Source organism: Cytobacillus sp. Hm23 (genome assembly GCF_051842895.1).
Lineage (GTDB): Bacteria > Bacillota > Bacilli > Bacillales > SM2101 > Nanhaiella.
The window spans coordinates 1-23,535 of the sequence record NZ_JBPXRQ010000050.1 but is presented as its reverse complement, the minus strand read 5'-3'; the positions used below and the strand labels follow the sequence as shown (position 1 = coordinate 23,535).

General features: G+C 33.5%; 24 protein-coding genes. 19 read left to right on the top strand and 5 right to left on the bottom strand.

The annotated features are described in order from the left end of the window. The first annotated feature begins 51 nt into the window (after positions 1-51). Together deoD and ACSVDA_RS21670 are read left to right on the top strand one after the other, a co-directional pair. Entirely contained in the window at positions 52-753 is a 702-nt protein-coding gene (deoD, locus tag ACSVDA_RS21675; protein ID WP_214481892.1) for a purine-nucleoside phosphorylase, read from the top strand. A gap of 367 nt (positions 754-1,120) precedes the next feature. Continuing rightward, positions 1,121-2,023, top strand: coding sequence for a M15 family metallopeptidase (locus tag ACSVDA_RS21670; protein WP_485886036.1), 903 nt, complete (start codon positions 1,121-1,123; stop codon positions 2,021-2,023). A gap of 313 nt (positions 2,024-2,336) precedes the next feature. On the opposite strand, the gene ACSVDA_RS21665 is transcribed toward ACSVDA_RS21670, so the two are convergent. Further along, the gene (locus ACSVDA_RS21665) at positions 2,337-3,023 is read right to left on the bottom strand and encodes a response regulator transcription factor (protein ID WP_485886034.1); all 687 of its coding nucleotides are present in this window, start codon (positions 3,021-3,023) and stop codon (positions 2,337-2,339) included. A 169-nt stretch (positions 3,024-3,192) separates the two neighbouring features. Between ACSVDA_RS21665 and ACSVDA_RS21660 the strand changes: the two genes are divergently transcribed. The 10 genes from ACSVDA_RS21660 (at position 3,193) to ACSVDA_RS21615 (ending at position 14,630) form a co-directional block, all read left to right on the top strand. Then, positions 3,193-4,086, top strand: coding sequence for a R2-like ligand-binding oxidase (locus ACSVDA_RS21660; protein WP_485886032.1), 894 nt, complete (start codon positions 3,193-3,195; stop codon positions 4,084-4,086). A 353-nt stretch (positions 4,087-4,439) separates the two neighbouring features. Beyond that, complete coding sequence (locus tag ACSVDA_RS21655; RefSeq protein WP_485886030.1) at positions 4,440-5,972, top strand: aldehyde dehydrogenase family protein; 1,533 nt, start codon at positions 4,440-4,442, stop codon at positions 5,970-5,972. 132 nt (positions 5,973-6,104) lie between these two features. Continuing rightward, positions 6,105-7,325 carry an iron-containing alcohol dehydrogenase gene (locus ACSVDA_RS21650; protein WP_485886028.1) on the top strand — a complete coding sequence of 407 codons (1,221 nt, stop codon included), beginning with the start codon at positions 6,105-6,107 and terminating at the stop codon, positions 7,323-7,325. A gap of 566 nt (positions 7,326-7,891) precedes the next feature. Further along, on the top strand, positions 7,892-8,356 hold the full coding sequence (locus tag ACSVDA_RS21645; RefSeq protein WP_485886026.1) for a MarR family winged helix-turn-helix transcriptional regulator: 465 nt from the start codon (positions 7,892-7,894) through the stop codon (positions 8,354-8,356). Between the two features lie 162 nt (positions 8,357-8,518). After that, the gene (locus ACSVDA_RS21640) at positions 8,519-9,448 is read left to right on the top strand and encodes a DMT family transporter (RefSeq protein WP_485886024.1); all 930 of its coding nucleotides are present in this window, start codon (positions 8,519-8,521) and stop codon (positions 9,446-9,448) included. Beyond that, positions 9,438-10,547, top strand: coding sequence for a saccharopine dehydrogenase family protein (locus tag ACSVDA_RS21635; RefSeq protein WP_485886022.1), 1,110 nt, complete (start codon positions 9,438-9,440; stop codon positions 10,545-10,547). The genes ACSVDA_RS21640 and ACSVDA_RS21635 overlap by 11 nt, the downstream gene beginning before the upstream one ends. Before the next feature lie 278 nt (positions 10,548-10,825). Then, positions 10,826-11,386, top strand: a complete 561-nt coding sequence (locus ACSVDA_RS21630) for an NAD(P)H-binding protein (protein WP_485886020.1) — start codon at positions 10,826-10,828, stop codon at positions 11,384-11,386. Positions 11,387-12,231: 845 nt separating this feature from the next. Continuing rightward, entirely contained in the window at positions 12,232-12,654 is a 423-nt protein-coding gene (locus tag ACSVDA_RS21625) for an NUDIX domain-containing protein (protein ID WP_485886018.1), read from the top strand. Between the two features lie 470 nt (positions 12,655-13,124). Further along, the gene (locus ACSVDA_RS21620; RefSeq protein WP_485886016.1) at positions 13,125-13,514 is read left to right on the top strand and encodes a hypothetical protein; all 390 of its coding nucleotides are present in this window, start codon (positions 13,125-13,127) and stop codon (positions 13,512-13,514) included. Between the two features lie 132 nt (positions 13,515-13,646). After that, a complete protein-coding gene (locus ACSVDA_RS21615; RefSeq protein ID WP_485886014.1) occupies positions 13,647-14,630 on the top strand; it encodes an alpha/beta fold hydrolase in 984 nt (327 codons plus the stop codon). Positions 14,631-14,802: 172 nt separating this feature from the next. On the opposite strand, the gene ACSVDA_RS21610 is transcribed toward ACSVDA_RS21615, so the two are convergent. Continuing rightward, positions 14,803-15,309: a site-2 protease family protein gene (locus tag ACSVDA_RS21610; protein ID WP_485886012.1), complete on the bottom strand. Its 507-nt coding sequence runs from the start codon at positions 15,307-15,309 to the stop codon at positions 14,803-14,805. Positions 15,310-15,687: 378 nt separating this feature from the next. Here ACSVDA_RS21610 and ACSVDA_RS21605 point away from each other — a divergent pair, with 378 nt between their 5' ends. Further along, the gene (locus tag ACSVDA_RS21605) at positions 15,688-16,869 is read left to right on the top strand and encodes a nitrate/nitrite transporter (protein WP_485886010.1); all 1,182 of its coding nucleotides are present in this window, start codon (positions 15,688-15,690) and stop codon (positions 16,867-16,869) included. A gap of 151 nt (positions 16,870-17,020) precedes the next feature. Beyond that, on the top strand, positions 17,021-17,386 hold the full coding sequence (locus ACSVDA_RS21600; RefSeq protein WP_485886008.1) for a globin domain-containing protein: 366 nt from the start codon (positions 17,021-17,023) through the stop codon (positions 17,384-17,386). Between the two features lie 229 nt (positions 17,387-17,615). Here the strand turns inward: ACSVDA_RS21600 and ACSVDA_RS21595 are convergent, their stop codons facing one another. After that, positions 17,616-17,900: a hypothetical protein gene (locus ACSVDA_RS21595; protein WP_320210505.1), complete on the bottom strand. Its 285-nt coding sequence runs from the start codon at positions 17,898-17,900 to the stop codon at positions 17,616-17,618. Positions 17,901-18,096: 196 nt separating this feature from the next. Between ACSVDA_RS21595 and ACSVDA_RS21590 the strand changes: the two genes are divergently transcribed. The 4 genes from ACSVDA_RS21590 to vrrA all read left to right on the top strand — a co-directional run bounded on the left by ACSVDA_RS21590 (position 18,097) and on the right by vrrA (position 20,738). After that, the gene (locus ACSVDA_RS21590; RefSeq protein WP_485886006.1) at positions 18,097-18,189 is read left to right on the top strand and encodes a YjcZ family sporulation protein; all 93 of its coding nucleotides are present in this window, start codon (positions 18,097-18,099) and stop codon (positions 18,187-18,189) included. Positions 18,190-18,232: 43 nt separating this feature from the next. Further along, entirely contained in the window at positions 18,233-18,379 is a 147-nt protein-coding gene (locus ACSVDA_RS21585; protein ID WP_320210503.1) for a YjcZ family sporulation protein, read from the top strand. Positions 18,380-18,868: 489 nt separating this feature from the next. Beyond that, positions 18,869-19,813 (top strand): polysaccharide deacetylase family protein, encoded by a 945-nt coding sequence (locus ACSVDA_RS21580; RefSeq protein ID WP_485886004.1) that lies wholly within the window; start codon positions 18,869-18,871, stop codon positions 19,811-19,813. Positions 19,814-19,922: 109 nt separating this feature from the next. Continuing rightward, positions 19,923-20,738, top strand: coding sequence for a VrrA/YqfQ family protein (vrrA, locus tag ACSVDA_RS21575; RefSeq protein WP_485886002.1), 816 nt, complete (start codon positions 19,923-19,925; stop codon positions 20,736-20,738). A 54-nt stretch (positions 20,739-20,792) separates the two neighbouring features. On the opposite strand, the gene ACSVDA_RS21570 is transcribed toward vrrA, so the two are convergent. Both ACSVDA_RS21570 and ACSVDA_RS21565 read right to left on the bottom strand, forming a co-directional pair. Further along, positions 20,793-21,194: an Hsp20/alpha crystallin family protein gene (locus ACSVDA_RS21570; protein ID WP_485886000.1), complete on the bottom strand. Its 402-nt coding sequence runs from the start codon at positions 21,192-21,194 to the stop codon at positions 20,793-20,795. Between the two features lie 217 nt (positions 21,195-21,411). Then, complete coding sequence (locus ACSVDA_RS21565) at positions 21,412-22,140, bottom strand: glycerophosphodiester phosphodiesterase (protein WP_485885998.1); 729 nt, start codon at positions 22,138-22,140, stop codon at positions 21,412-21,414. 472 nt (positions 22,141-22,612) lie between these two features. On the opposite strand from ACSVDA_RS21565, the gene ACSVDA_RS21560 reads away from it, so the two are divergent. After that, on the top strand, positions 22,613-23,356 hold the full coding sequence (locus tag ACSVDA_RS21560) for a class I SAM-dependent methyltransferase (protein ID WP_485885996.1): 744 nt from the start codon (positions 22,613-22,615) through the stop codon (positions 23,354-23,356). The last annotated feature ends 179 nt before the right edge of the window (positions 23,357-23,535 follow it).

Below are 23,535 nucleotides of genomic sequence, written 5' to 3'. Positions count from 1 at the left end.
AACTATGTTATATTGTACTTGAACTAGTAAACAACATTAGGAGGAATTACGATGAGCGTACATATTGGGGCAAAAGAAAATGAAATCGCTGACAAAATATTACTACCAGGAGATCCATTACGTGCTAAGTATATAGCAGAAACATTTTTAGATGACACTATTTGTTATAACGAAGTACGAGGTATGCTTGGTTTTACAGGGACATATAAGGGAGAAAAAATATCAGTTCAAGGTACAGGTATGGGGGTACCTTCGATTGCTATATATATAAACGAGTTAATGCAAAGCTACAATGTTCAAACATTAATACGTGTAGGAACTTGTGGAGCGATCCAAAAGGATGTTAAAGTTCGCGATGTTATTTTAGCGATGACTTCATCTACAGACTCAAGTATGAATAAAATTAGATTTGGTGGGATTGATTATGCACCAACTGCAGACTTTGAGCTATTGAAGAATGCATACGATATAGGTGTTGAAAAAGGCTTGAATTTAAAAGCAGGTAATGTCTTTACAGCTGATCAATTCTATAACGATAATGCAGAATTTGAAAAATGGGCACAGTATGGAATTTTAGCAATTGAAATGGAAACAACTGCTCTATATACGTTAGCTGCTAAATTCGGTCGCAAAGCACTATCAGTCTTAACGGTAAGTGATCATATACTAACAGGAGAAGAAACAACTTCTGAAGAACGACAAACTACTTTTAATGATATGATTGAAGTTGCACTTGATGCAGCAATTAAGTAAGTATTTTGAAGTTAAAATATACCTAATGAAGGATAAACTTTCATGTTTTGAATATATGGAAAAAAGTTTATTCCATCCGATACATGGGTGTTAGGGCTAGAGCCCTGCAAACAATATTTGGCTTTTACAAGTCCTTGCAAAGCAAGGGCTTGTTTATATATAGGCTATTTAATAATAATTGCATAAAATCATTTTAAGCTAATATAGAGTAAAGTAAATTCTTATGCAAGGTACTAAAAGCGATTTATTTTGCTAAAAAGTTGTTAAATAGCTGGGAAAAAACTTTCCTATAATTGATTATATTTTGGTAAAATATAAAATCAGAGGTCTTATTATATAAGTTATTATGAAAAAGGGGACAACCAACATGAAATTTTTCACACTATCAAGATTATTTATTACTTCGACATTCATTGGAATACTGTTAATTTCAGGTTGTTCAAATGGAAGTGTAAATTTGCAAGATGAAGAAGTAATAGCTACAGAAGGAACGGAAACCGTAGAAGAAAACGTCTCTAACCAAGAAAACGAAAGTCTGCAAGAAAATTTAACAGATGAAGAAGAAATTGAAACGGCAACAGATGAAGCTCAACAGGACGAAGACCAAAACAATCAATCGTCCGATAATAGTGAGGACTTAGTTTCCTTAGAACAATTTAATAATGTCATAGAAGAGCAAAATGGCCTTAAAGTGATTATGAATCCAGAAAATATATTATCTATTGTCAATAAGGAACAAAGCTTACCTAGCGATTATATACCTGATGATTTAGTAGTACCGAATGTAGCATTTTCATTTGGCGACCAAATACTAGAAAAAAGCTACTTACGATCGGAAGCTGCACTTGCTTTAGAAGAAATGTTTAAGCAGGCATCTCTAGAAAATATTACTTTATATGCTGTTTCTGGCTATCGTTCATTTGAAAGACAAAATGAACTATTTACCGCTGAGGTGGCTAAGTATGGAAAAGAAAAAGCATCACAGGCTGTTGCTGTCCCAGGTCATAGCGAACATCAAACAGGACTAACAATGGATATAAGTAGTCAAAGTGTAAACTTTTTATTAACAACTGATTTTGCTGATACAATCGAAGGTCAATGGGTTGAAAATAACGCTCATTTATTTGGCTTTATTGTTAGATATCCAAAAGACCAAGTAGATATAACGGGCTATCAATACGAGCCTTGGCATATCCGTTATGTAGGGAAGGATGTTGCTAAAGTGTTATATGATAATAATATTATTTTGGATAGTATCTTGAATGAATAAGAAATACAGCTAATGCTAGGATAACAGAACTCTATTAGTAGGGTAACGAAACTACCTAAGATTGTGGATTCAAATAATAACTTAACGATACTCCTATTTAGTTTGTTTTTATAGATAGGAGTATCGATATATTAATAAGTTATTTTGTAACCTTTGTTACTGTTTTTATATAGTTACATAATACCAAGTGATTTAATGATTTCTAAAACTGTCTAGCAGAAATAATGCTTTTAAGCTCTAATAGGTCGATTTTTACTATAATATTTTTTGACCATACTGATGACTTTATAACTATTTAAATAGCTGCAAAGTGCTAATGAATTATTTTTTCGCGTAATGCAACAGCAACAGCTTCTGTACGATGATTTACGTTAAGTTTTTTTATAGCAGAGCTAATATAATCTCTCGTTGTAAATTCACTTATTTTTAATAAAATGGCTATTTCCTTAGTACTATACCCATTTGATAGAAATTGCAGTGTTTGAACCTCTCTTCTGCTTAATATGTCAGTTAGCGATTCAGATCTCTTAACAGAGTGTACTGCTAATTGGTAATATTCCATAACATTCGTTATGAGACTATTTTCTATTGGCTTTGTACCAACATATCTGTCAATAAGAACACAGCCAAAAACATTTCGTAAGTAGCTTAATGGAATAACTAATAAGGATGAAAGCTCAAATTGATCAATGTACCTGTTAGGTATGAATTTACGAAGTTGATCAAGAATTAAGTAATGCGCTTTATTTCTTGTAATTGCTGCTTGAATAGGAGGTATTGTTCTTACATCTTCTCGAATATAGGTTATAGGATAAACACCATTAGCATCTACTCGCATTACACCTTCACCGATAAAACTCAGTTGAGAATATGAAAAAATAGATGCTCTTTCAAAAGGAAAATAAGTCAAACTACCTCTGAGCATTAATTCAATTCTCTTATTAATATTTTTCGTGTCTACTAAACGATGAATAAAATCAATTACCTCTCCTTCAAACATTTACATTATTCACCCCTATATTTTCAGGAATCGAAACGGTTAATTAAATCCCTTATGATAAATGTAAGCGTTTACTAGATTGATTTAACAGAAAATTTAGATATCTATCAAGCTTAATTGTACAACTTTTTAAGCAATTCATCAATTTATATTGCAAAGGAGGAGCAAAATGGTAAGAAAACATGTGATTACTACTAGTGAAAGGGGAATTATTGAAGATTTATTGCCATACCGATTATATCAAAAGGCTAAACGGTTTGGAATTTGGAATCCCCAAGACATTGACTTTTCAAAAGATCGAGAAGATTGGAAATCACTTACTGAAGTTCAGCAAGAAGATATTCTACGCGTTATTGCTCAATTTCAAGGAGGGGAAGAGGCAGTTACTTTAGATTTACTACCTCTGATCATGGCAATTGCAAAAGAAGGACGTATTGAGGAAGAAATGTTTTTAACTACCTTTCTATTTGAGGAAGCTAAACACACAGAGTTTTTCCGAAATGTACTTAATATAATTGGAGAAAAAGGTGATTTATCTCATTTCCATACACCTACTTATAAGAAGATCTTTTTTGAGATTCTTCCAAATGCAATGGAAAGAATTGTTTACGATCAATCTCCTGAAGCAATTGCAGAGGCTGCCACTGTATATAACATGTTTGTAGAAGGAGTCTTGGCTGAGACAGGGTACTATTCCTTTTACATATCTCTTGACAAAGCAGGTGTTATGCCAGGATTAATGAAAGGAATTGGACTGTTGAAAAGGGATGAGTCCAGACATATAGGGTACGGAACATATTTACTGCAACGCTTAATTTCTGAGCATCCACATATTTTTGATTTAGTAAGTAACAAAATGGAAGAGTTAGCACCACTGGCATTACAGTTGAATCAAGAAGGAATAGCAGGAAGAGAAATGAGCTCTTTTGGAAATCCGACTGAAGAAACAATGGAATATACGATGAAACAACTTAGTATTAGAATGGAAATTCTCTCAAGAGCAAGAGGGAAAAAAATCGAAGAAATATATAAAACGAATGAAGCTGATGTCGGTGTGCTATAACAATATATCTTTCGTTCATCAATTCAGGCTGTTTTGGAATAGTTATTGAACCACTTAAAGACGTATGAGATGTGCGATTGAGACACTTTATATATCATTGGCAAATTCCTAACTACACTCCTTAGTTTTTCAAATAAGTTATCCAAAATAGAGATTTGTTAAAAAATAGCTGTTTTCGCTTTACCTATTGCTTTTCGTTATAAGAAATAAATATGTATAATCCATAAGGGCGTGACCTCTATTTCTCTCATTTTACAAAGAGGTCCATAAATTTAATTATTGCTGTCCTTATATTAGTTTCATTAGCAATAAAGTTTGCGAAAAGAGCCTAAAAATTAAAAGGAGGGACAAATATGTCTATAAAAGTTGATGTAAGTACTTTCCCATTGTTTATTAATGGGGAGTGGGTACCAGCTAATAGCGGAGAAACTTTTGATGTACACAATCCTGCAACAGGAGATGTGGTTGCAAAAGTTGCAAAAGGTAATAAGTATGATGTAGAAAAAGCAGTTAATGCAGCCAGCGCAGCATTTGAGCAAGCTGAGTGGCGCGACATGAACCCGAAAAATCGTTCGAAGTTGTTGTATGCGATTGCACATAAAATCGTAGCAAACTCGAAAGAGCTTATTTACTTAGAAACAATTAGCTCTGGCGGAACTGTTAGAAGATTATCCTCAAGTGACATTATGCAAATGGCTGATTTATTCCAAACTTTAGGTAAGTTTGTTCTAGAATATCCATTCTCCGAAACGTTGCCTGTACCTCCTTTCCCTGGTCCTGCACATAACTTTGTATGGAGAGAACCGATTGGCGTTTGTGCAGCGATCACTCCTTGGAATATGCCTATGTTAATTGCTACTTGGAAAATTGCACCTGCATTAGCAATGGGAAATACCATCGTCATAAAGCCAGCTAGTTATACACCACTATCAACTCTTAAATTGGCTGAAATTATTTCCGAGGTTGTACCGAAAGGAGTTATAAACGTCGTTACCGGCTCAGGGAATGAAGTAGGTGAGCCGCTTGCTACACATCCAAAAGTTGATAAAATTGCATTTACAGGCTCAACGGAAGTTGGTCGTCACATAATGAGCCTTGCTTCACGTACAGTTAAGAATACTACGCTAGAGCTTGGTGGAAAATCTCCTAATATACTTCTTGAAGATGCTGACTTAAATATTGCGTTACCTGGTAGCTTATTTGGAGTTTTCCTACATTCAGGACAGCTATGTGAGTCTGGAACTAGATTATTTGTTCCTGATAGTCTTTATGAAATGGTAATTGAAAAACTGGCAGAATTGGCAGGTACACTAAAGCTAGGAAATCCGCTTGACCCTGAAACTGATATGGGACCTGTTATATCTTCACAACAAAAGGAAACGATCCTTTCTTATATAGAATCAGGAAAACAAGAAGGAGCTAGGTTAATCTGTGGAGGAAAAGAGGCGGTAGTTGAAGGCTGTGAAAATGGCCATTTTATTGAGCCAACTATTTTTGCTGATGTCACGAATGATATGAAAATTGCTAGAGAAGAAATATTTGGTCCTGTATTATCAATTATTCGTTATAGTGACCTCGATGATGCTATTAAGATGGCGAATGACACGATTTACGGTCTAGCTGCGGGAGTTTGGACGAGAGACGTAAATAAAGCATACGATGTGGTGCGTAAACTTCGAGCAGGAGTTGTTTGGATTAATGATTGGCATTTATTAAGAAATGATGCTCCATTTGGTGGGTATAAGCAGAGTGGTATTGGCAGGGAGATGGGGAAGCACTCATTAGATGCCTATACACAGTTAAAGCATGTCCATACTTCCATGGTTCCTGATCTCCATAAACGACGTTGGAATCAATTGTTATTTTCCAACCTCCAAGAAACTTAAACAAAAATTCAAGGTTTTTTGACTAGCATTTATCAATTTGATCATAGAGCTCCCAACTTTTTTACCTTTTACTGTAACATATTCATTCTCGAAAAAGAGGGGTTTTCATAATTAATGAAATGAGGTGTGTATATGACATTATCATATAACCAATATATGCAGAGAACTGCCATTCATAGTGGATCAGGTACACGAGCTATGATTCCAGATTTATTTCAAAACATGCAAGCAAAAAGAGTTGTTTTATTCAGTGATAAAGGGCTGAAGCAAGCTGGAATTGTCGACAAAATAACAGAATTGTTTTCATTAACTTCATACGGAACGGGACCTGAATTAGTTGGTGTTTTTTTAGATATTGTTCAAGATGCAGGTAGTGAATGTGTCAATGCGGCAACACGTTTTGCAAGAGAAGTAAATGCTGATGCACTTCTTGCCGTAGGTGGGGGCAGTGTTTTAGATACGGTTAAAGGTGTGAAATATGCATTATTTAAGGGGTTAACGGATATAAAAACTGCAATTCCAGGAGGACTTTTAATTGAAAGTTGGCCTGAAGCCACTCATATGACAATACCACATATTTCTGTACCTACAACAGCAGGAACTGGTTCAGAGGTTTCACCTATTGCTGTCATATACAATGAAGAACTTAGATTGAAAACGACGATGATTAATCCATTTATCAATGCTGATATGGCGGTTCTTGATCCAGACTTGACGACAGGACTTCCAGCTTTCATTACAGCATTTACAGGATTTGATGCACTGACTCATGCCATAGAAGCATTGGCATCGCCGAATGCTACTCCTTTTACAGATGCAAATGCCTTGCACACAATTCGTTTAATAGAAAAACATTTGCCAACCGTTGTTGAAAATGGTCAAGATTTAGAAGCTCGATTAGAAATGCTACAAGCAAGTACGATGGGGATTACCGCCTTCAGCTATTCTTTAAACGCGATACCTGTCCATAATTTAGCTCATGCCTACGGTGCTTTGTTTAGAATTCCGCATGGGCTTGCCAATGCTGTATTTCTTCCAATTGTTATTGAATCATTACCTGACTTATATTTACCGAAAATCGTTGAATTTGCACAAGCCTTACAAATAGAAACAGCTGGAAAGGATCAACAAGTTCTACTTAAAGAGGTAGTACAGAAAATTAGAGATTTACAGGTGAAAGTTGGATTACCTGCGGATTTTGCAGATTACGGCATTGAAGAAGATTATTTAGAGGCAGCAGGTATGGCTGTTGCAATGGATCCAGCAGCACTAGCTTTTTCCATACCTCCTGAGATTATAGAGCAAATCGGTTTGAAGGTAATAGGTGCAAGAACAAATGTCTCTAGTACGTAAGGTATATGATTAACTATTATTGAAATGTATAATAAGCGTAGTTAATAAAAGGTGAGGGGAATCTATATAACTAGGTTGCCCTCAATTGCTGTTAGCGGATAATAAAACCGTAATAGGATAATTTATCAAAAGGACTAATGATTGTTTGATCATACAATACTTATAGCGTTCCAACAATCAAGTGAAAGATAGTTTATTTTAACACCCGGATTTAATTAATGAAGAATAATTTGTATTTATAACGATTCAATAAGCTCAATATAACAATTCATTATATAATATTAAGTTCATAGTTTATATTTGATTTTACAATTAGGTTTTTCTATATAGTAGATTCATTTTACTCATTCATAATTTAATTATCTTTTTGAATGACTGTTTTCGAATTGATTGTTGTTTGTAGTAGGATAAATAAAACACGTATACAACTAAATTACATTTCATCTTTTCTTCCAGAAAACAATACCTTTACGATCTTTAGCAATAAAGTTTACTAAAAGATAATTTGTAAAAAAATGTGAATAAATCACTTGCTTTTATTTAGTTTAGTAACTATACTAAATAACATGAATAGTAAAAAGAAAAACATAACAGACCAATCGAAGCATAGTAGCCACAATATAGGAAGATTAATTTTTCAATTACAACGACTCGAACGACATCCTCGAACTTTTGGTGGAGATATAAATTTGACACCGAGTGAAATTCATGCCGTAGATGCAATTGGAATTGAAGGTGAGATTCTAATGAGTGAACTTGCTAGGCGACTGGAGGTAACGAAAGGAGCCGTAACACAGGTTATTAGTCGTTTAGAAAGCAAGAAGCTGGTTTTTCGTTCTCCACACTATAAAGATTCTCGAGCAGTACTCATTTCATTAACGGAGAGGGGGAAAGTAGCTTTTCAAGAGCATGAGAAGCTTCACGAGCAATTTTATGAAAGAATTAGAGAAGAATTAGACCCGAAAGAAATTGCAATTTTTGAAAGATGTATAACAATATTTACTGATTTATTAAAAGAAGATAAAGGATAAAATAATGAAAAAGCAATGCAATCAGCATACAGCTCTCTGTTGATTGTAGTTTTTTACTACATATAGTATAGCATCTAAACTATAATTTTAACTATAATGTTTAGTATCTAAACTAAAATAACATTCAATATTATTGCATAAGAAGAATGGGGGAGGAATTTGATGGGTGAACTTTATGCTGTTTTATCAGCCTTAATGTTTGCTGTAAATAATGTGATCATTAAAAAAGGGATAATAAGAAATAACAATACTGATAATGGGTTCTTTATTACTATTTTCATAAATGTGATTTTTTTAGGGCTTCTCTGTCTTATTGCAATAGCTGTGAAAGGCTGGAACATACCCTTTTCATGGACTTCTTTAATATTTTTTTCGTTGGCTGGATTATGCACGACAGGGATCGGAAGGTTGACCTTATTTTCTAGTATTTCTTATATTGGCCCATCAAGGGCATCTGCTATCCGAAATACTACCCCGATTTTTACAACGCTATTCGCAATTTTTTTTCTAAATGAAACAATATCTTTACTACCAGGAGTTGGAATGATGTTGTTAATGGTGGGGATTTTGAATGAAGGATATAGTTTACGGAAAACTGGAACATCTCATAATCAATTAATCAAATCACAAGAGAGCTTACAATACGAAAATAAGCAAATGTTTGGATATGGATTAGCAATTCTATCAGCAATTACATTTGGTGTTGGGCAAGGACTTCGGAAACAAGGCTTATTAACTATGGATCACGCTTTTTTTGGAGCGTGGGTTGGAGCAATGACATCTCTAGTTTTTGTGTTGATTTATCAATCGGTTCGTGGCAATTTAACAAGCAGTATTAAGGGAAGCTTCAATAGTCTAAATCCTTATTATTTACTTGCAGGTTTATTTACGAGTTTAGGTCCATTATTCTTTTTTCTTGCAACACAATCGATTCAAGTATCTTATGTAAGTGTCATTACCTCTACAGAGCCGATCATCACTGTATTAATTAGTGGGATTTTTTTGAAACGTACGGATTCTATTACAATTCGTAGTTTGATAACAATCTCTATGATTTCAATAGGTGCCATATTAATGGTAGTTGCTTTATGAACAACAAACAATTAAAGGAAGTGAAAATGAGATGAAGGATAAAATTCTTGTTATTGGTGGGTATGGACAGGTTGGAAAAAAAGTTTGTGAGATTCTTGGTAGGTACTTACCTGGAAAAGTGATTGCAGCTGGAAGAAATTTAAGGAAAGCGGAGGAGTTTTGTCAAACAACAAATGGTACGGTAATACCATTTGAATTAGATATTTCAAAGCCTGTTCCTTTGGAGCTATTAAGAAAAGTGAGACTTGTCGTAATGTGCTTAGATCAGAGGAACTTAGACTTTGTTCGTACTTGCTTTGATCAAAATATTCATTATGTTGATATTTCTGCAAACTACACGTTTTTATCCAGTGTAAAAAGATTACATGCTGAAGCAGAAAAAAGTAATACATGCGCAGTTTTGAGTGTGGGGTTAGCACCTGGACTGACAAATTTATTAGCTTCCTTTGCCAAAAACTCCCTTGATTATACTGATGCGATTGATATTTATATTATGCTAGGCCTAGGAGATTATCATGGCAAAGCCGCCATTGAGTGGACAGTAAATAAATTAAGTAACACGTATCAAATTTATATGGGTAGTGATAAAACTCAAATAGAAGCATTTAGTGGAGGAAAGGAAACTTCATTTGGTAAAAATATTGGAAAGCGAAAGGGGTTTTATTTCAATTTTTCAGACCAACATACGCTACCGGACACATTAAAAGTTCCTACTGTTGCTACTAGGGTGTGCTTTGATTCCCGTATTATAACTAGTTTGTTTGCATTGTTAAAATGGGCTGGGGTATTTAAGCTATTAAAATATCAATCTATTCGAAAGTTGATGGTGTGGTTGTTCACTAACATTAGGTTCGGAAAAGATACGTATGCAGTGAAAGTTGACGCTTTTGGGGAATATAACGGTAAAAAGGTAGTTGCTGAATGTGGGATTGAAGGAAAGAAAGAATCTTTGATTACTGCTAAAATAGCAGCCAAAGTTGCAGAAAACCTATACAGTGTTCAACATCAGAAGGGGGTCTATCATATAGAAGAGTTGTATCATATACATTCGATCTATACAGAATTGCCAGCTCCAGAAGTTATTATAACAAATGTCTGAGTTGTTTGTTTTACCATTTAAAGTAAATTTATTGTATAGCAAGTAAAATGATCTGGGAAAATGAGGCTATTATACTAAATCTATTCGGAAAATTGGAAATCGATCAGCTATAATGCTTTTAACAACACTTAAGTGTCTATGGAATAATAATTTTTTGAAGTACAATAGTTCCAACATTACGATAAGAAAGAAATGGTTCCAAGATATATTAATGAGTATGATTGTTTGATCGACTCAATCACACATGAAATAAAATATAATGAAAGTAGAGATGGAATATGAGAGTATTAGTTCTTGGGGCAAGTGGAGCTACCGGCAAACAAGTCGTCAGACAATTAATCAAAAGACAAATCAACACACGAATTCTTATCAGAAATAGTGCAACTCTTCCCAAAGACATTAAAGAACATCCATTAGTGGAAATCAAGAAGGGTAATATCAACGACTTAAATGATTCTGAGATGAATAACCTCCTACTTAATTGTGATGTCATTATCTCCTGCCTTGGTCACAACCCTACACTTAAAGGGATGTTTGGTAAACCTCGTTATTTGGTATTTGATGTAATAAAAAGAATCAGTGAGACAGTTAAAGATACAAAAGTAAAACTCATACTTATGAGTACAGCAGGTTATACGAATACTTTATCTAGTGAGAGAAATTCTATAGGAGAAAAACTCATCCTTTCACTACTATATTTATTCCTTCCTCCTCATCGTGATAATGTCAAGGCTGCTAATTATTTGATTGAAAATATTGGTGAAGATTATGAAAATATTGATTGGATTGCTGTACGGCCGGATACATTAATCAACATTGATGAAGAAAAGTTCTTATGAAGTTTGTGAATTTCCAATAAGAAGCCCAATATTCAATGCTGGTAAAACGAGCAGAATAAATGTAAGTCATTTTATGGCTGAACTAGTAACTGATGATATTATATGGGAAAAATGGGTATTTAAAACTCCTGTCATTTATAATAAATAGAAGAAATGACTGCTATAAACATTAATTCAACGAAAGCCTGCGTAGTCTCGATTGTATACTTACTGACTGCAAAGTGCACCATTGAACAATTTTAATGAAATTATGTTGTATTGTTTTAAAAACCACAAGCATTTCTCCATTCTATGTTCGTAGAAATGTATATAGTTTTATACGAAACAAGATGAGTTGTGGGTTTACAAGATTAGCTTATTAATGGACAACTTGAAAATGTTTTTCAACAAATTGAACTTCTCTTGAAGGAGAGTAGCATTCTTAGGATGTTTTCGCATTGATTGCAGCTTTTCGTACTTATAAAACATGTATTAACCCAAGCATTTATGGCATCTTTTCTCATATAAAATGAGGTCAATTGCATAAAAAATCATTTATTGCTGCTCTAAATTAGTGTCAAGAACAACATAGTTTACTATATTTATAACACCTTTTTCGGAAGCATAAGTAAACTGTAAGTATTGAAATTTTGGACTTTATGTTTTTTAATGTAAGGTGTTTCTCGTTTCAAATATCATTTTAGTAAAGTGTGAAAATGTTAGTCTCTCAATAATCTTTAGCGATATGGCGCAACATTTACACAAAGATCAACAGGTGATTAGTCCATCTTTTATCATATACCAATAATAATGAACAGTTGAACAAATAGATGTATTATTGGACATTTCTGTAGGGGGGACATCCATTGATTGATAGAGTTAATATTTTGGCTTTTGTTTATACAATTAATCCAGTACCTTCTTTTTTGCTTTTAAAAAGAGATTTAAATAATGGAGGGTATTGGCAACCAGTAAGCGGTGGGATAGGGATAAATGAACAACCAATTCAAGCTGTAAAGAGAGAATTACATGAAGAAACTGGAATAACAAATGTAACTAATATTATTAATTTGGATTACTCATATAAATTTGAAACAATTAAAAGCGATGTTAAGATGAGCATGATGGACATTAGCTTTGGAGTTGAAGTTCCTCAAATACAACTCGTATATTTATCAACGGAACATGAATTATATAAGTGGTGTTCAAAAGCAGAAGTAAAGAAATATTTGGAATGGAAATATAGTATTTTTGCTTTTGAAAAGTTATGTGATGTTACAAATAACTAAACTGGAACAACAAAAGTAGTTATACAACACCAATTTTACAAAAGAAAACTAACTAAGGTGAAAATAATTTACATGGTAATTATTACACCTTTTTTTGTGTAACTATTTTTTTCCTTGAAGCGTCAAATAATACTGAATCCAAGTATTAGAAAAGTTCTTCAATTTTAGGATAGGTCACAGTATATTAGATGAGCAAATCTCGATGCTGGCATGATTCATATTACCGATGCGTCAATTTAAACGAACGGAGCGCATCTTTTGTTTGGTTCTCATTATAGCGCCTGGATAACTGATATAAATACACTTAGTTAAATGAAAAATGTATGTAATCATGAATAACTACAGAAGTGACAAGTGGGTTCATATGGAGGCAAGATACGTAATTTTATAAGGTGGATTGTACTGAAAATATAGAGTTTTACCTTATCAAGTACATATATAATCCAACCTTGAAAAGGATGAGAAAAGTTATGAATAAACAAAAGGTTATTGTAGGTAGTATTATTTTTGTTATCTTATCATTTATTATTATTATTTTTCTAAGTTCTACATTCATAAATAATAATCAAATAAAAATAACTAAGGTAGGTTATGTTATCTCAAAAGAAAAAGTAAATGATAGTGTTTTTCGTATTTTAATGTCTGATCATTTAATTGCTAAACCGGGCCAAGAGGTAACAGTGGAACAGATTATGGACAATGACGTATATTGGGTTGGGGGAATTACTGAGGCCGAGTATGAAGAGTTGGTGGTTGGAGAAAAAATTGAGTTGGAACTTTGGCTAGATAGAAATGGTCCTACACAATTAGATATACTTCCCCCTATATTAATTACAAATAAGGTGCAAATCAAAAAGTAGATTACTAACATATTTATCAACTTTTCTTTTAATCATATATCTGTTTAATATTCAGTATTTATAATATATATTACTTTCTTATAACAGTTGGGAATAGATGGATTCTTTACCTCAAAAACAAGGAGGGTTTATATGATTAAAAGTAAAACACTTAGCTTTAGAGACGAACAGGGAAATTTGGTGAAGAATAGTATTGCTTCGTTAGAAAAAATGATGATCGGAGGGATGGATCAGTATGTTCTCATGAGGGGGAGAAGTAAAAATGCTCCCATATTACTGTTCTTACATGGGGGTCCAGGTTCAGCTCAAATAGGATTCGCACCAAAGTTACAAAAAAAGCTTGAGGAAAGCTTTGTTGTTGTGAATTGGGATCAAAGAGGAGCTGGTAAATCATATTCAGCTGATATTACTAGGGAAACAATGAATATTAAGCAATTCACTACTGATGTTTATGAATTAATTATTACTCTTTTAAGTCGTTTCAATCAAGAAAAAGTATACTTAGTGGGACATTCTTGGGGAAGTTTTTTAGGTATCATAACAGCTTATAAGTATCCTGAACTCATACATGCATATATTGGGGTAGGTCAGATAGTTAACATGGAGCGAGGTGAGAATGTTTCTTACCAATTTACACTTGATAAAGCAAAAGAAACAAATAACATAAAAGCAATTAATCAATTAGAAAACATAGGTGAGCCACCATTTGAAAATTTAATGAAACTTCGTATACAAAGAAAGTGGTTAGAAAAATTTGGAGGAACAGTGCATAAGAGCACATTCCCAAAATTAGCGCTCAAGTCGTTTACATTACGAGAGTATACAATGCTAGATTGGGTTAGGACAATTAAAGATGGTATTCTATTTTCCTTGAATAATCTATGGGAAGAGTTACTGGAAGTAGATATGTATAATCTTGCATTAAAGTTTGAAATTCCTATGTATTTCTGCGTTGGGCGTTACGATTATCAAACTCCTCACGAACTTGTTCAAGAATATTATCATTCGATTGAGGCACCAAAAAAAGAGCTAGTTTGGTTTGAAAACTCTGCTCATTCTCCTAATTTTGAAGAGCCTAACAAGTTCTATGATGTATGCTTATCAGCAGTTCAATAGATTTCCCTTTTTAGAAATGAGTGTTTAAAAATAGCCTTAACGTTTTGTAGTTGTTTTGCAAAGTGAGCTACTAGGCAATGATTTGCTTGATCTCTTAGGACAAAAAGTTGTGTTAACTGCCACTTGTGACCATAAGAAAAATAGCAGTTAAATTAACATAAGTCTTCCATTATTATCCACGATTCATTAATAGTTTCATTACTCTGTATCCATCACTGGGCATACCTCCGTATCCCCATAAAAATGATGGATATTTTATTGGGAGGATTGTTAAAATGAATTGTGCAAAAGATGCATGCATAATGGATTTAATAAGAAAACTACTTATTGAATTATAGCCTAGAAATGTATAAAACACATAACAAACTAAGCTTAAAATAAATGAGAACAATGGACCTGATAATAAGACTAAAGCATGGTGAACACTCATACTTTTATGCTTTGGAATATGAAAAAAAGCAAATCCAATCCAACCACTTAATGGCTGAATTTTAATTGTTAGTCTACCAAATGTAATACCAGTATTTTTATCGGAGTTCCCTAATCTTATTTCTACAGGATCCTTACTTACTAATAAAGCTGGAAGTGCATGACCAAGTTCGTGAATGAATGTTGTAAATGGAAGTATAAGCGTGATAAATAATAAGAAAATGACTGCAAATTGTATATAACCATCCATAAATTCCTCACCTCATTATAACCATCTCACATCATATCTTCGACAAGTATTAAAAAAACCCTTCTACTGAATGTGCCCAGCCCATCAATAAAATAACATACTAACAGGATTGATCACAGTGTGATTCAGGTCACTATTTAGAGTTTGTGTTTACACTATAATGATAGTGTAAATGATAAAAACAAATTGGTTTAGGAGGTTTTGATAGATGAATTTACATAATGAGTTGAAAAAACAGCTTCTACTTATTATGAAATAAATATCGATTGCAACACGCTAAAAATAGCTTAAACCCTTTTGAGAGATGAACCACTCATAAGAGAGAAACCAATTTTTTACTAGAAGAGAAGGAAGGTTTTTTGCATGCTTTCAACTACAATGAATAGTAGACCAATAGTGCAGTTATCATTACAAACCGTTAGTTTAATTGCTAGTTTTATGGTGTGGGTAATATTATCGTCGTTAATGCCATTTATTTCACAGGATCTAACTTTATCCACATCTCAAATTGCTCTAATTACGTCAGCACCTGTTATATCAGGATCACTACTGAGAATTCCTATTGGGTTTCTTACAAGTAAACACGGTGCTAGCAACTTATTTATAGCAAACTTTATAATCTTGCTTATTCCAGTATATTTAGTAAGCATTTCGACATCATTTATTCACTTATTTATACTCGGTTTAATTCTTGGTATAAGTGGCGCAACATTTTCAATTGGTGTTACTTCATTACCTAAATATTTTAATAAAGCAAAGCATGGATTAGTAAATGGTATTTTTGGATTAGGTAATATAGGGACTGCATTTACATCTTTCCTTGCCCCAATTATTGCAAATGAATTAGGGTGGAGATTAACTATTCAATTTTACTTATTTTTAATTGCTTTTATGGTCATTGCAAACTTTATATTAGGGGATAAGAAAGAAAAAACTGTAAATGAGAAATTTGTAAACCCGCTAAAATATTTAAAACAAAATCAAGCAGTTTCAATGCTATCTCTTTTTTATTTCCTAACATTCGGAACGTTTGTAACGTTTACTGTGTTATTACCAACAATGCTTGTATCTAATTTTAATATACCTAAGGTGGAATCTGGGTTTATTCCGGCAATATTTATTATCATTGCTACATTAATTCGACCGATAGGCGGGTTGCTTGCAGATAAATTCAACCCTTACGTGATTCTTATTCTAGTCTTTGTTGTTATAGGGATAGTAAGTATAGTCATAGCGTTAACAAATGAGTATGCTATATTCGTTATTGCAATTATGACCATTTCCTTCTGCTCAGGAATTGGGAATGGTGTTGTCTTTAAGCTTGTACCGTTATTAGTAAAAACACAAACAGGTACAGCGAATGGTATTGTAGCAGCTACTGGTAGCTTAGGGGGATTTTTTCCACCCCTTATCATTGCTTATATTGTGAACTTGACTAATAGCTACTCTGTTGGTTTCGCTTTTTTTACAATCCTTTCTATAGTTTGTCTTACATTAACGGTTTCAGCGAACAAGAGATTTAAAGTGTCAGTACTAAATGAAAAAGCGGCTGTTAGGTAGCAACTAGAAACTTACATTTAGCAAAGGATTATAGAAACAGAAGCTTAATCAAGGATTAAGTATTATAAGTACAGTTATACAAAATTATTAACTGCAAAGGTCTGGTTATAAAATCAAATCGTATTTTCTATATCATTTAGAGGTGATAGAAATGGCTAACCGTGAAGATCTCAGTCTAAAAACAGAAAAGATTAAAGAACTGGTGGAGATATTTTATCAAAATCTTTTACAAGAGCAGTATTTTAAAGATACGTTTAAAGCTAGAGGTGTAGACCTAAATCTATTAAAGTCGAGGCAGCAATCTTTTATTCTTGCTTTAATGGATGATACAGAGGTAAATGCTAATCATCAGCAGCAAGTTCAGACACGTCACCCATTTAACACGACCCAAGAAAATGCACACATATGGATACGTGTGATGGAGGAAAGTATGGAAGAAATATCTTTAGACGAAACAATAAGAACGAAACTATTAACTAAAATGCGTATGTTAATGAAAACGATTGTTAGAGATTAACAAACTCTTTTAAGTAAGTGCCTACACCCTAAAAACAAGCATAGTGACGCTACTTATTCAGATTTGGAGATATAGTCTAATAATTATTATATAAAATGAACACTTCCACTTTGAAATTATGGAAGTGTTTTTTTATAAGGCTTTTTCCATAAACTTTGTTGCTATAACATTAGATGTTCTGTTTTGTTCATAGTTACATAACAACAAGCATGTTGATAATAGGCTTCGATTACCAAAAAAATAGACTAGCCAAAGCAATGCCAGTTATAGCCCCAAGGCCGATACCAACAGCTAACCCTGGGAAAAATCCACCAAATGGTCGATAAAAGCCATATCCGAAACCGCCTCTAGGACCGTATCCAAACCCTCTACTCGGAGGGCCAGCAGGCTGAAGATATACTTTATTTGGTGTAAGATGCACAATTCTACCGACGTGACGATTTCCATAGCGATCATCGATTTGAACGACTTGCCCATGGTATCTACGGCACATATTGTACCAGTGTAAACTCATATATGTCTCCTCCTTTCCATTTAGCGTATGTTTGTCAATGATGTTTGCCTGTACGCTTATCCATGTTTGACTTAAGAAAATTTTCAATAATAGTACAAATTCATCAAAAAAATACCTTAAATTAGGTGTTTATCCCTTACGTCAAGAACCCAATTTGAATAACGTATTAAGGAATATTTGAAGGAGGTGTTTTGTAGTGGCTGCAGCAGGATTTGCAAGTGGATTTGCGTTAATCGTTGTATTGTTTATTTTATTAATTATAGTTGGTACAGCCTTTGTTAGATATTAACAACTATTGTTGTTACTACACGTAATAGGAGGTGGAATAAAATATGGATGGTTATAAAGGAGTAAGCCCAGCTTATGGAGGGTATGGTCCTCATTATGGTTATGGGTGCTATCATGGATTTTCAAATTTTGTTTTAATCGTAGTGTTATTTATTTTATTAATCATCGTTGGAGCAGCTTTCTGCTTTTAGATACACTTCGTATTATCTTCTAAAATAAACACTTCTATTTGTAATACGAGTCATTACTTTTGTCACAAAATCAATGTTAAATAACGTTAGTAAATCCCGATATATGTTGAAATATAAATAAAGACAAGAACCCAATGACAAATGCTTGGGTTCTTTTTAACACTTTTATATAACTGACGCACATAAATAATTGATTAAATACGAATTTGTAAATGTTGTACATAGAATAATTGTTTTTTCACTATTACTAGTTTGATTGTTTTATTTTATTGTATACGAGAAAACGTCTTGTCAACGATATACAGTATAAATTTGTCGTTTATTGTAACCATTTTGTTACTATTTATCTCTCATTCAAATTTATAATTTTATTAACAACATAGACTAAAAGGGATGATGAAGTTGAGACAGAAAAGACAGAAAAGAAAGGTTTTAAGATTAAGGGAAGGTATATTAATTTGTAGTTCGATTGTGCTATTAATCATTATTATGAGTTTAAACATTGGCAGTGACAAACCAATTGCTTCAAATAATAAAGTAGTTGCAGCAGAGCAAAGTAACAAAACTGAATCTACACTAGATATTGAAGAGAATGAAATTATTGATGACAATAATACAATTGTCGAACATACAGACATTGATGAAAATCAACAACAAAGTCTCCCTGGAGATGTTTCAGACGAAAACGGGTATATTGATCAACAGGAAGATGAAAATGTTGATGAAAGCACTGTAGAAACAACTACAGAACAAGAAGGAATTGATGAGTCTGAACAAACACAACCAACTAATAGCTCTATCACAACTGACTCAGAAGTTGGAAATGAAATAGATAATGAAAAAAAAGTCGCATATTTAACTATTGACGATGGACCTTATGGGAGCTCAACTGATATATTAGCTATTTTAGAAGAATATGATGCTAAAGCTACTTTCTTTATGGTAGAACCAAAAATGAGAGAGTATCCCGAACTTGTTCGAGAAATGGTTAGAAAAGGACATGGAGTAGGCTTACATTCCGTCACTCATGATAAACATCAATTTTATGCATCTCGTCAATCATTACTTAATGAACTGTCTGTTTCGAATGAAACATTAAAAGAGATTACTGGAGAAACTACACCATTAATTAGGACTCCTTATGGTAGTGCTCCTTATATGACGGACGATTATAAAGCCGCAGTTATTAATAATGGCTATATAATGTGGGATTGGAATGTCGATAGTAAAGATTGGAAATACAGAGATGAAAGGTATGTACATGATACAATTGCGCAAATAGAGAAATTAAGGGAACAAGATCATGCTCCGGTCATCTTATTACATGACAAAACTACTACTGTTAACCATTTACGTGAATTATTAGATTACTTAACAGAAAATCATTATGAGTTACTTAAGCTTGATGCTTCATTACAACCTGTTCAATTTTAAGGTAGCCTATTTGTTATAAAGCAGTTTCATTTTCATTTTGAAACGAATAAACATATTATGTACCCAATTAAGATAACTTTCTGATTACTACAGAAAGGAGGATAGATATATGTTTCCATTTCAAAGGCCGACACCTCCACCAATAGCAAACCAAGCGCCAATACGACCCGGATTGTTTCGACCACCTACAGGAGGAGCAAATATGATTGGGGGAGCTGCCAATCAGATGCAACAAGCTGCAGCTAGACCAGGAATTCTTGGTAGATTACTAGGGGGTGGAGGAGTTAACCCAGGAAATGTCGCTGGTACTGTACCAAACCAAATGTTTGGAGGCTTAGGAGGAGGCGCTCAGCAATTAGGTGGAATGTTACCTAATGCTACTGGGGGGGCAGCAGCTGGGACACAACAGGCCGCACAAACTGGAGGGATTTTATCAAGATTTCTTGGTGGTGGCGGAGCTACTGGTGGCACAAACATTATGGGAATGCTAGGTAATGTTCAAAAAGTGTTAAATATGACACAACAAACAATTCCTATGGTGCAACAATATGGACCCTTGGTTAGAAACATTCCATCAATGGTTAAGATGATGCGATCGCTCAATGATGATAGTGAAGACGAAGATGACACAGAATCAGAGGAAGAAAATACAGATATAACTGAAGATGAAGAAGATGAGCAGGATAATGCTAGCAATAAAACGAGTCAATCGAAAAAGAAAACGAGCGATCAAAATAAAAAAAATGTGAAGAGAAAGACATCGAATGATGGGACTAAAAGTACTCCAAAGAAGAAAACATCTGACAGTAATAAAAAAACTACAAAAAGAAAAACAAGTGGAAATTCTCAAGGGAAAAATCGAGAAGCACAAAGTCGCAAAGTGCAAAATACAGAGGGACAGTCTGTTCCGAAGTTATATATATAAAAATAAAACAGGGATTGGAATCACCCTGTTTTTACTTTTGATCTTTCAATTAAATTAGTCTATGTCGATTTTTTTCCTTTTTTTCTTAGGGATTAGTATTTCCAATATACCATTTCGATGAGTAGCCGTTAACTTATGTGGTAATACATATTCAGGAAGTGAAATAGATTTTTCATTCTTAGGTGGTCTTTGGGGTCTGAAAAACGGATTGTTGTTAGTTCGGTTGTTTTTGAGTTCTCCCTTTACCTTGATTCGTAATTCATTACTTAATCTGTCAATAATAATATCCTCACGTGGTACACCTGGTAATTCAGCTTGGATTACAAAGTGTTTTTCTGTTTCAAAGACATCTACAGGGAAAGAATTTTCAGGGGCAGCTAGTAAAAAGTAATCATCTATTGCTGATAAAGCTGATCTTCGAGGCCGTTCTTGAAAAAAATCATTCATTAATCTCATTGGGCTTTTGTTTGGTTGACTTTTCTTTTCATTCGCCAGTGTAGTTCCTCTCCTCTCAACAAATTATTGTGTGTTAGCACTAGTTTTCTCAAAAATAGGTTATGTAAATTATTTTGATTTGTATAGGTTATTCGCTGAGAAAATGAAAATAAGTTCATTCCAAGTCAGTGAATATTCTATGCTTAGTACATGAACAGAATAAAGGGGGAGACACACTTTAAATTTGAAACCTTGTTCTAAAGTCTGGGAAATCTGTGACAACCCCTCTAATATTTAATTTAGCAAGCTCGTTCATCGTATTCATGTCGTTTATTGTCCATGCAAAGATTTCAAAATTATAGTAATGGAGATGATTTATCGTAGAGCTATTTAAGATGGTCCAGTAAGCATTCATATATTGAATAAAAGAGCGGTAACTCTCAAGTGTTTGTTTGGAAAAATCGTGAAATAAAAAATGTAATAACAATGCCTTTTTTACATTTGGTAAGAGTTTATGAAGTTTCTTTAGCGTAGAAGGATAAAATGATTGAATAATTATGTTGGAATCTTGTTGTTCAAGGTTCCGCTTTTTGAGCTCTGCTGCTAGTTTTTGTTCGATCTTTGGATATAGAAAGGGGTTGCATAATTCAATGATGATGCCTATTTTGTCAGAATATTGATCGAGGACCTCTCCTAAAGTAGGAACTTTTTCTCTTTTGAAATCTGCATGAAACCAGTATCCCGCTTTTAATTGTTTAATAGACCTAAGAGAATAGTCTTTCACATTCCCGGTTCCATTAGTTGTACGGTCTACTGTAATATCATGTATGACGACAAGCTCTTGATCTCTTGTCATTTGTACATCTATTTCAATGTAGTCAGCCTCTAAGGCAACTGCTTTGTCAAATGCTGCAAATGTATTCTCAGGTGCATATCCGGAAGCACCTCTGTGCGCTATAAATAACATTTCCCTCACTCGCTTACATTTGTTTTTTCATTAAGCTCTTTTTGTAAACTTTGTTGCTACTATCACCAAGTTTATAACATAAGAAGCGGTTTTATATGTTTATTTTCATAATACAGAAGAAATGATGCCACGAAATGCCAGTTGTTTTCGTGTATATTTCCTAACATGAAAAATAATCAAGATGATAACGACCTTTCATTATGCACCTATACAGAAAACACATAGAAAATATGTCATAATCTAGATGTCCATCTGTAATACCTAAATAGCATCTAACGATTCAGCATTATTATATGCAACTGATGAAATGTTGACTTGTAAAATATGAAAATATTATGTAAGTGTGAAAGAAAATGATGAAATAATTATAGCGACTTGACGATAACAAGTTTGTTTTAACTATGTTTTCATGGTACATCTTTTAAGAATTTTCATATAATGCTATCATCATGATGAAAAAAGGTTGGGATCAATGAAAACTTTTAAATACATTGATTTTCTTGCAGAATTTGGCATTGGCGGAGCTCACCCTGGTGGATTTCATTTGTCAAAAGAAGTATTATCTGAATTGCCGATTGATCAATCTAGTCGTGTGTTAGAAGTTGGGTGTGGAACAGGTCAAACGACAGCTTACATTAAAAAGAAATACAAATGTAATATGTATGCACTTGATAACCATCCCGTTATGATATCAAAAGCAAAGAAGAGATTTGCTGAAAATAACTTACAAGTACACGTTCAAGAGTCTGATATTAGAAGCATGCCGTTTCCTAATAGCTTTTTTGATATTGTAATAGCTGAATCTGTTACGTGTTTTACTGACATTTCAACATCTTTACAAGAATATAGCCGAGTATTAAAGGATAATGGTGTATTATTAGCCATTGAAATGACAACAGATAAGCTATTACTACAGCATGAAGTTAAAGAAATAATGAGCATGTATGATATTACAGAAATATTAACGAAGAAACAATGGATAACAAAACTAACACAAAATGGTTTTGCCACAGTAAATGTGCTAAAAACATCAACTGTAAACCATTCTTTATTTAGGCAAGAGCAACCAGAATTTAATTTTTCAGCGAACATAGACCCTGAGTTATTTAAATTATGGGCAAATCATAATGATATGACTCAAAAATATCGACATATTTTAGGTTATGGAGTTTTTATCGCCAAGAAGGAAGCGATAAAAGAAGAGAAAGTAGGTTAGTGACTATCGTTTAAAATGCACAGCGTATTTGTAAGTAATTACAGGCTGTGAAAAAATGTCGAGGCTGGGACATAACTAGCCTCAAAAAGTGAAAAAGGTGAATTTGAGCGAGCTCAAATTCACCTTTTTCTATTTAGAGTGGTAGTGCCTCTATTATCTTATTTGTTGGCAGTGAGTTT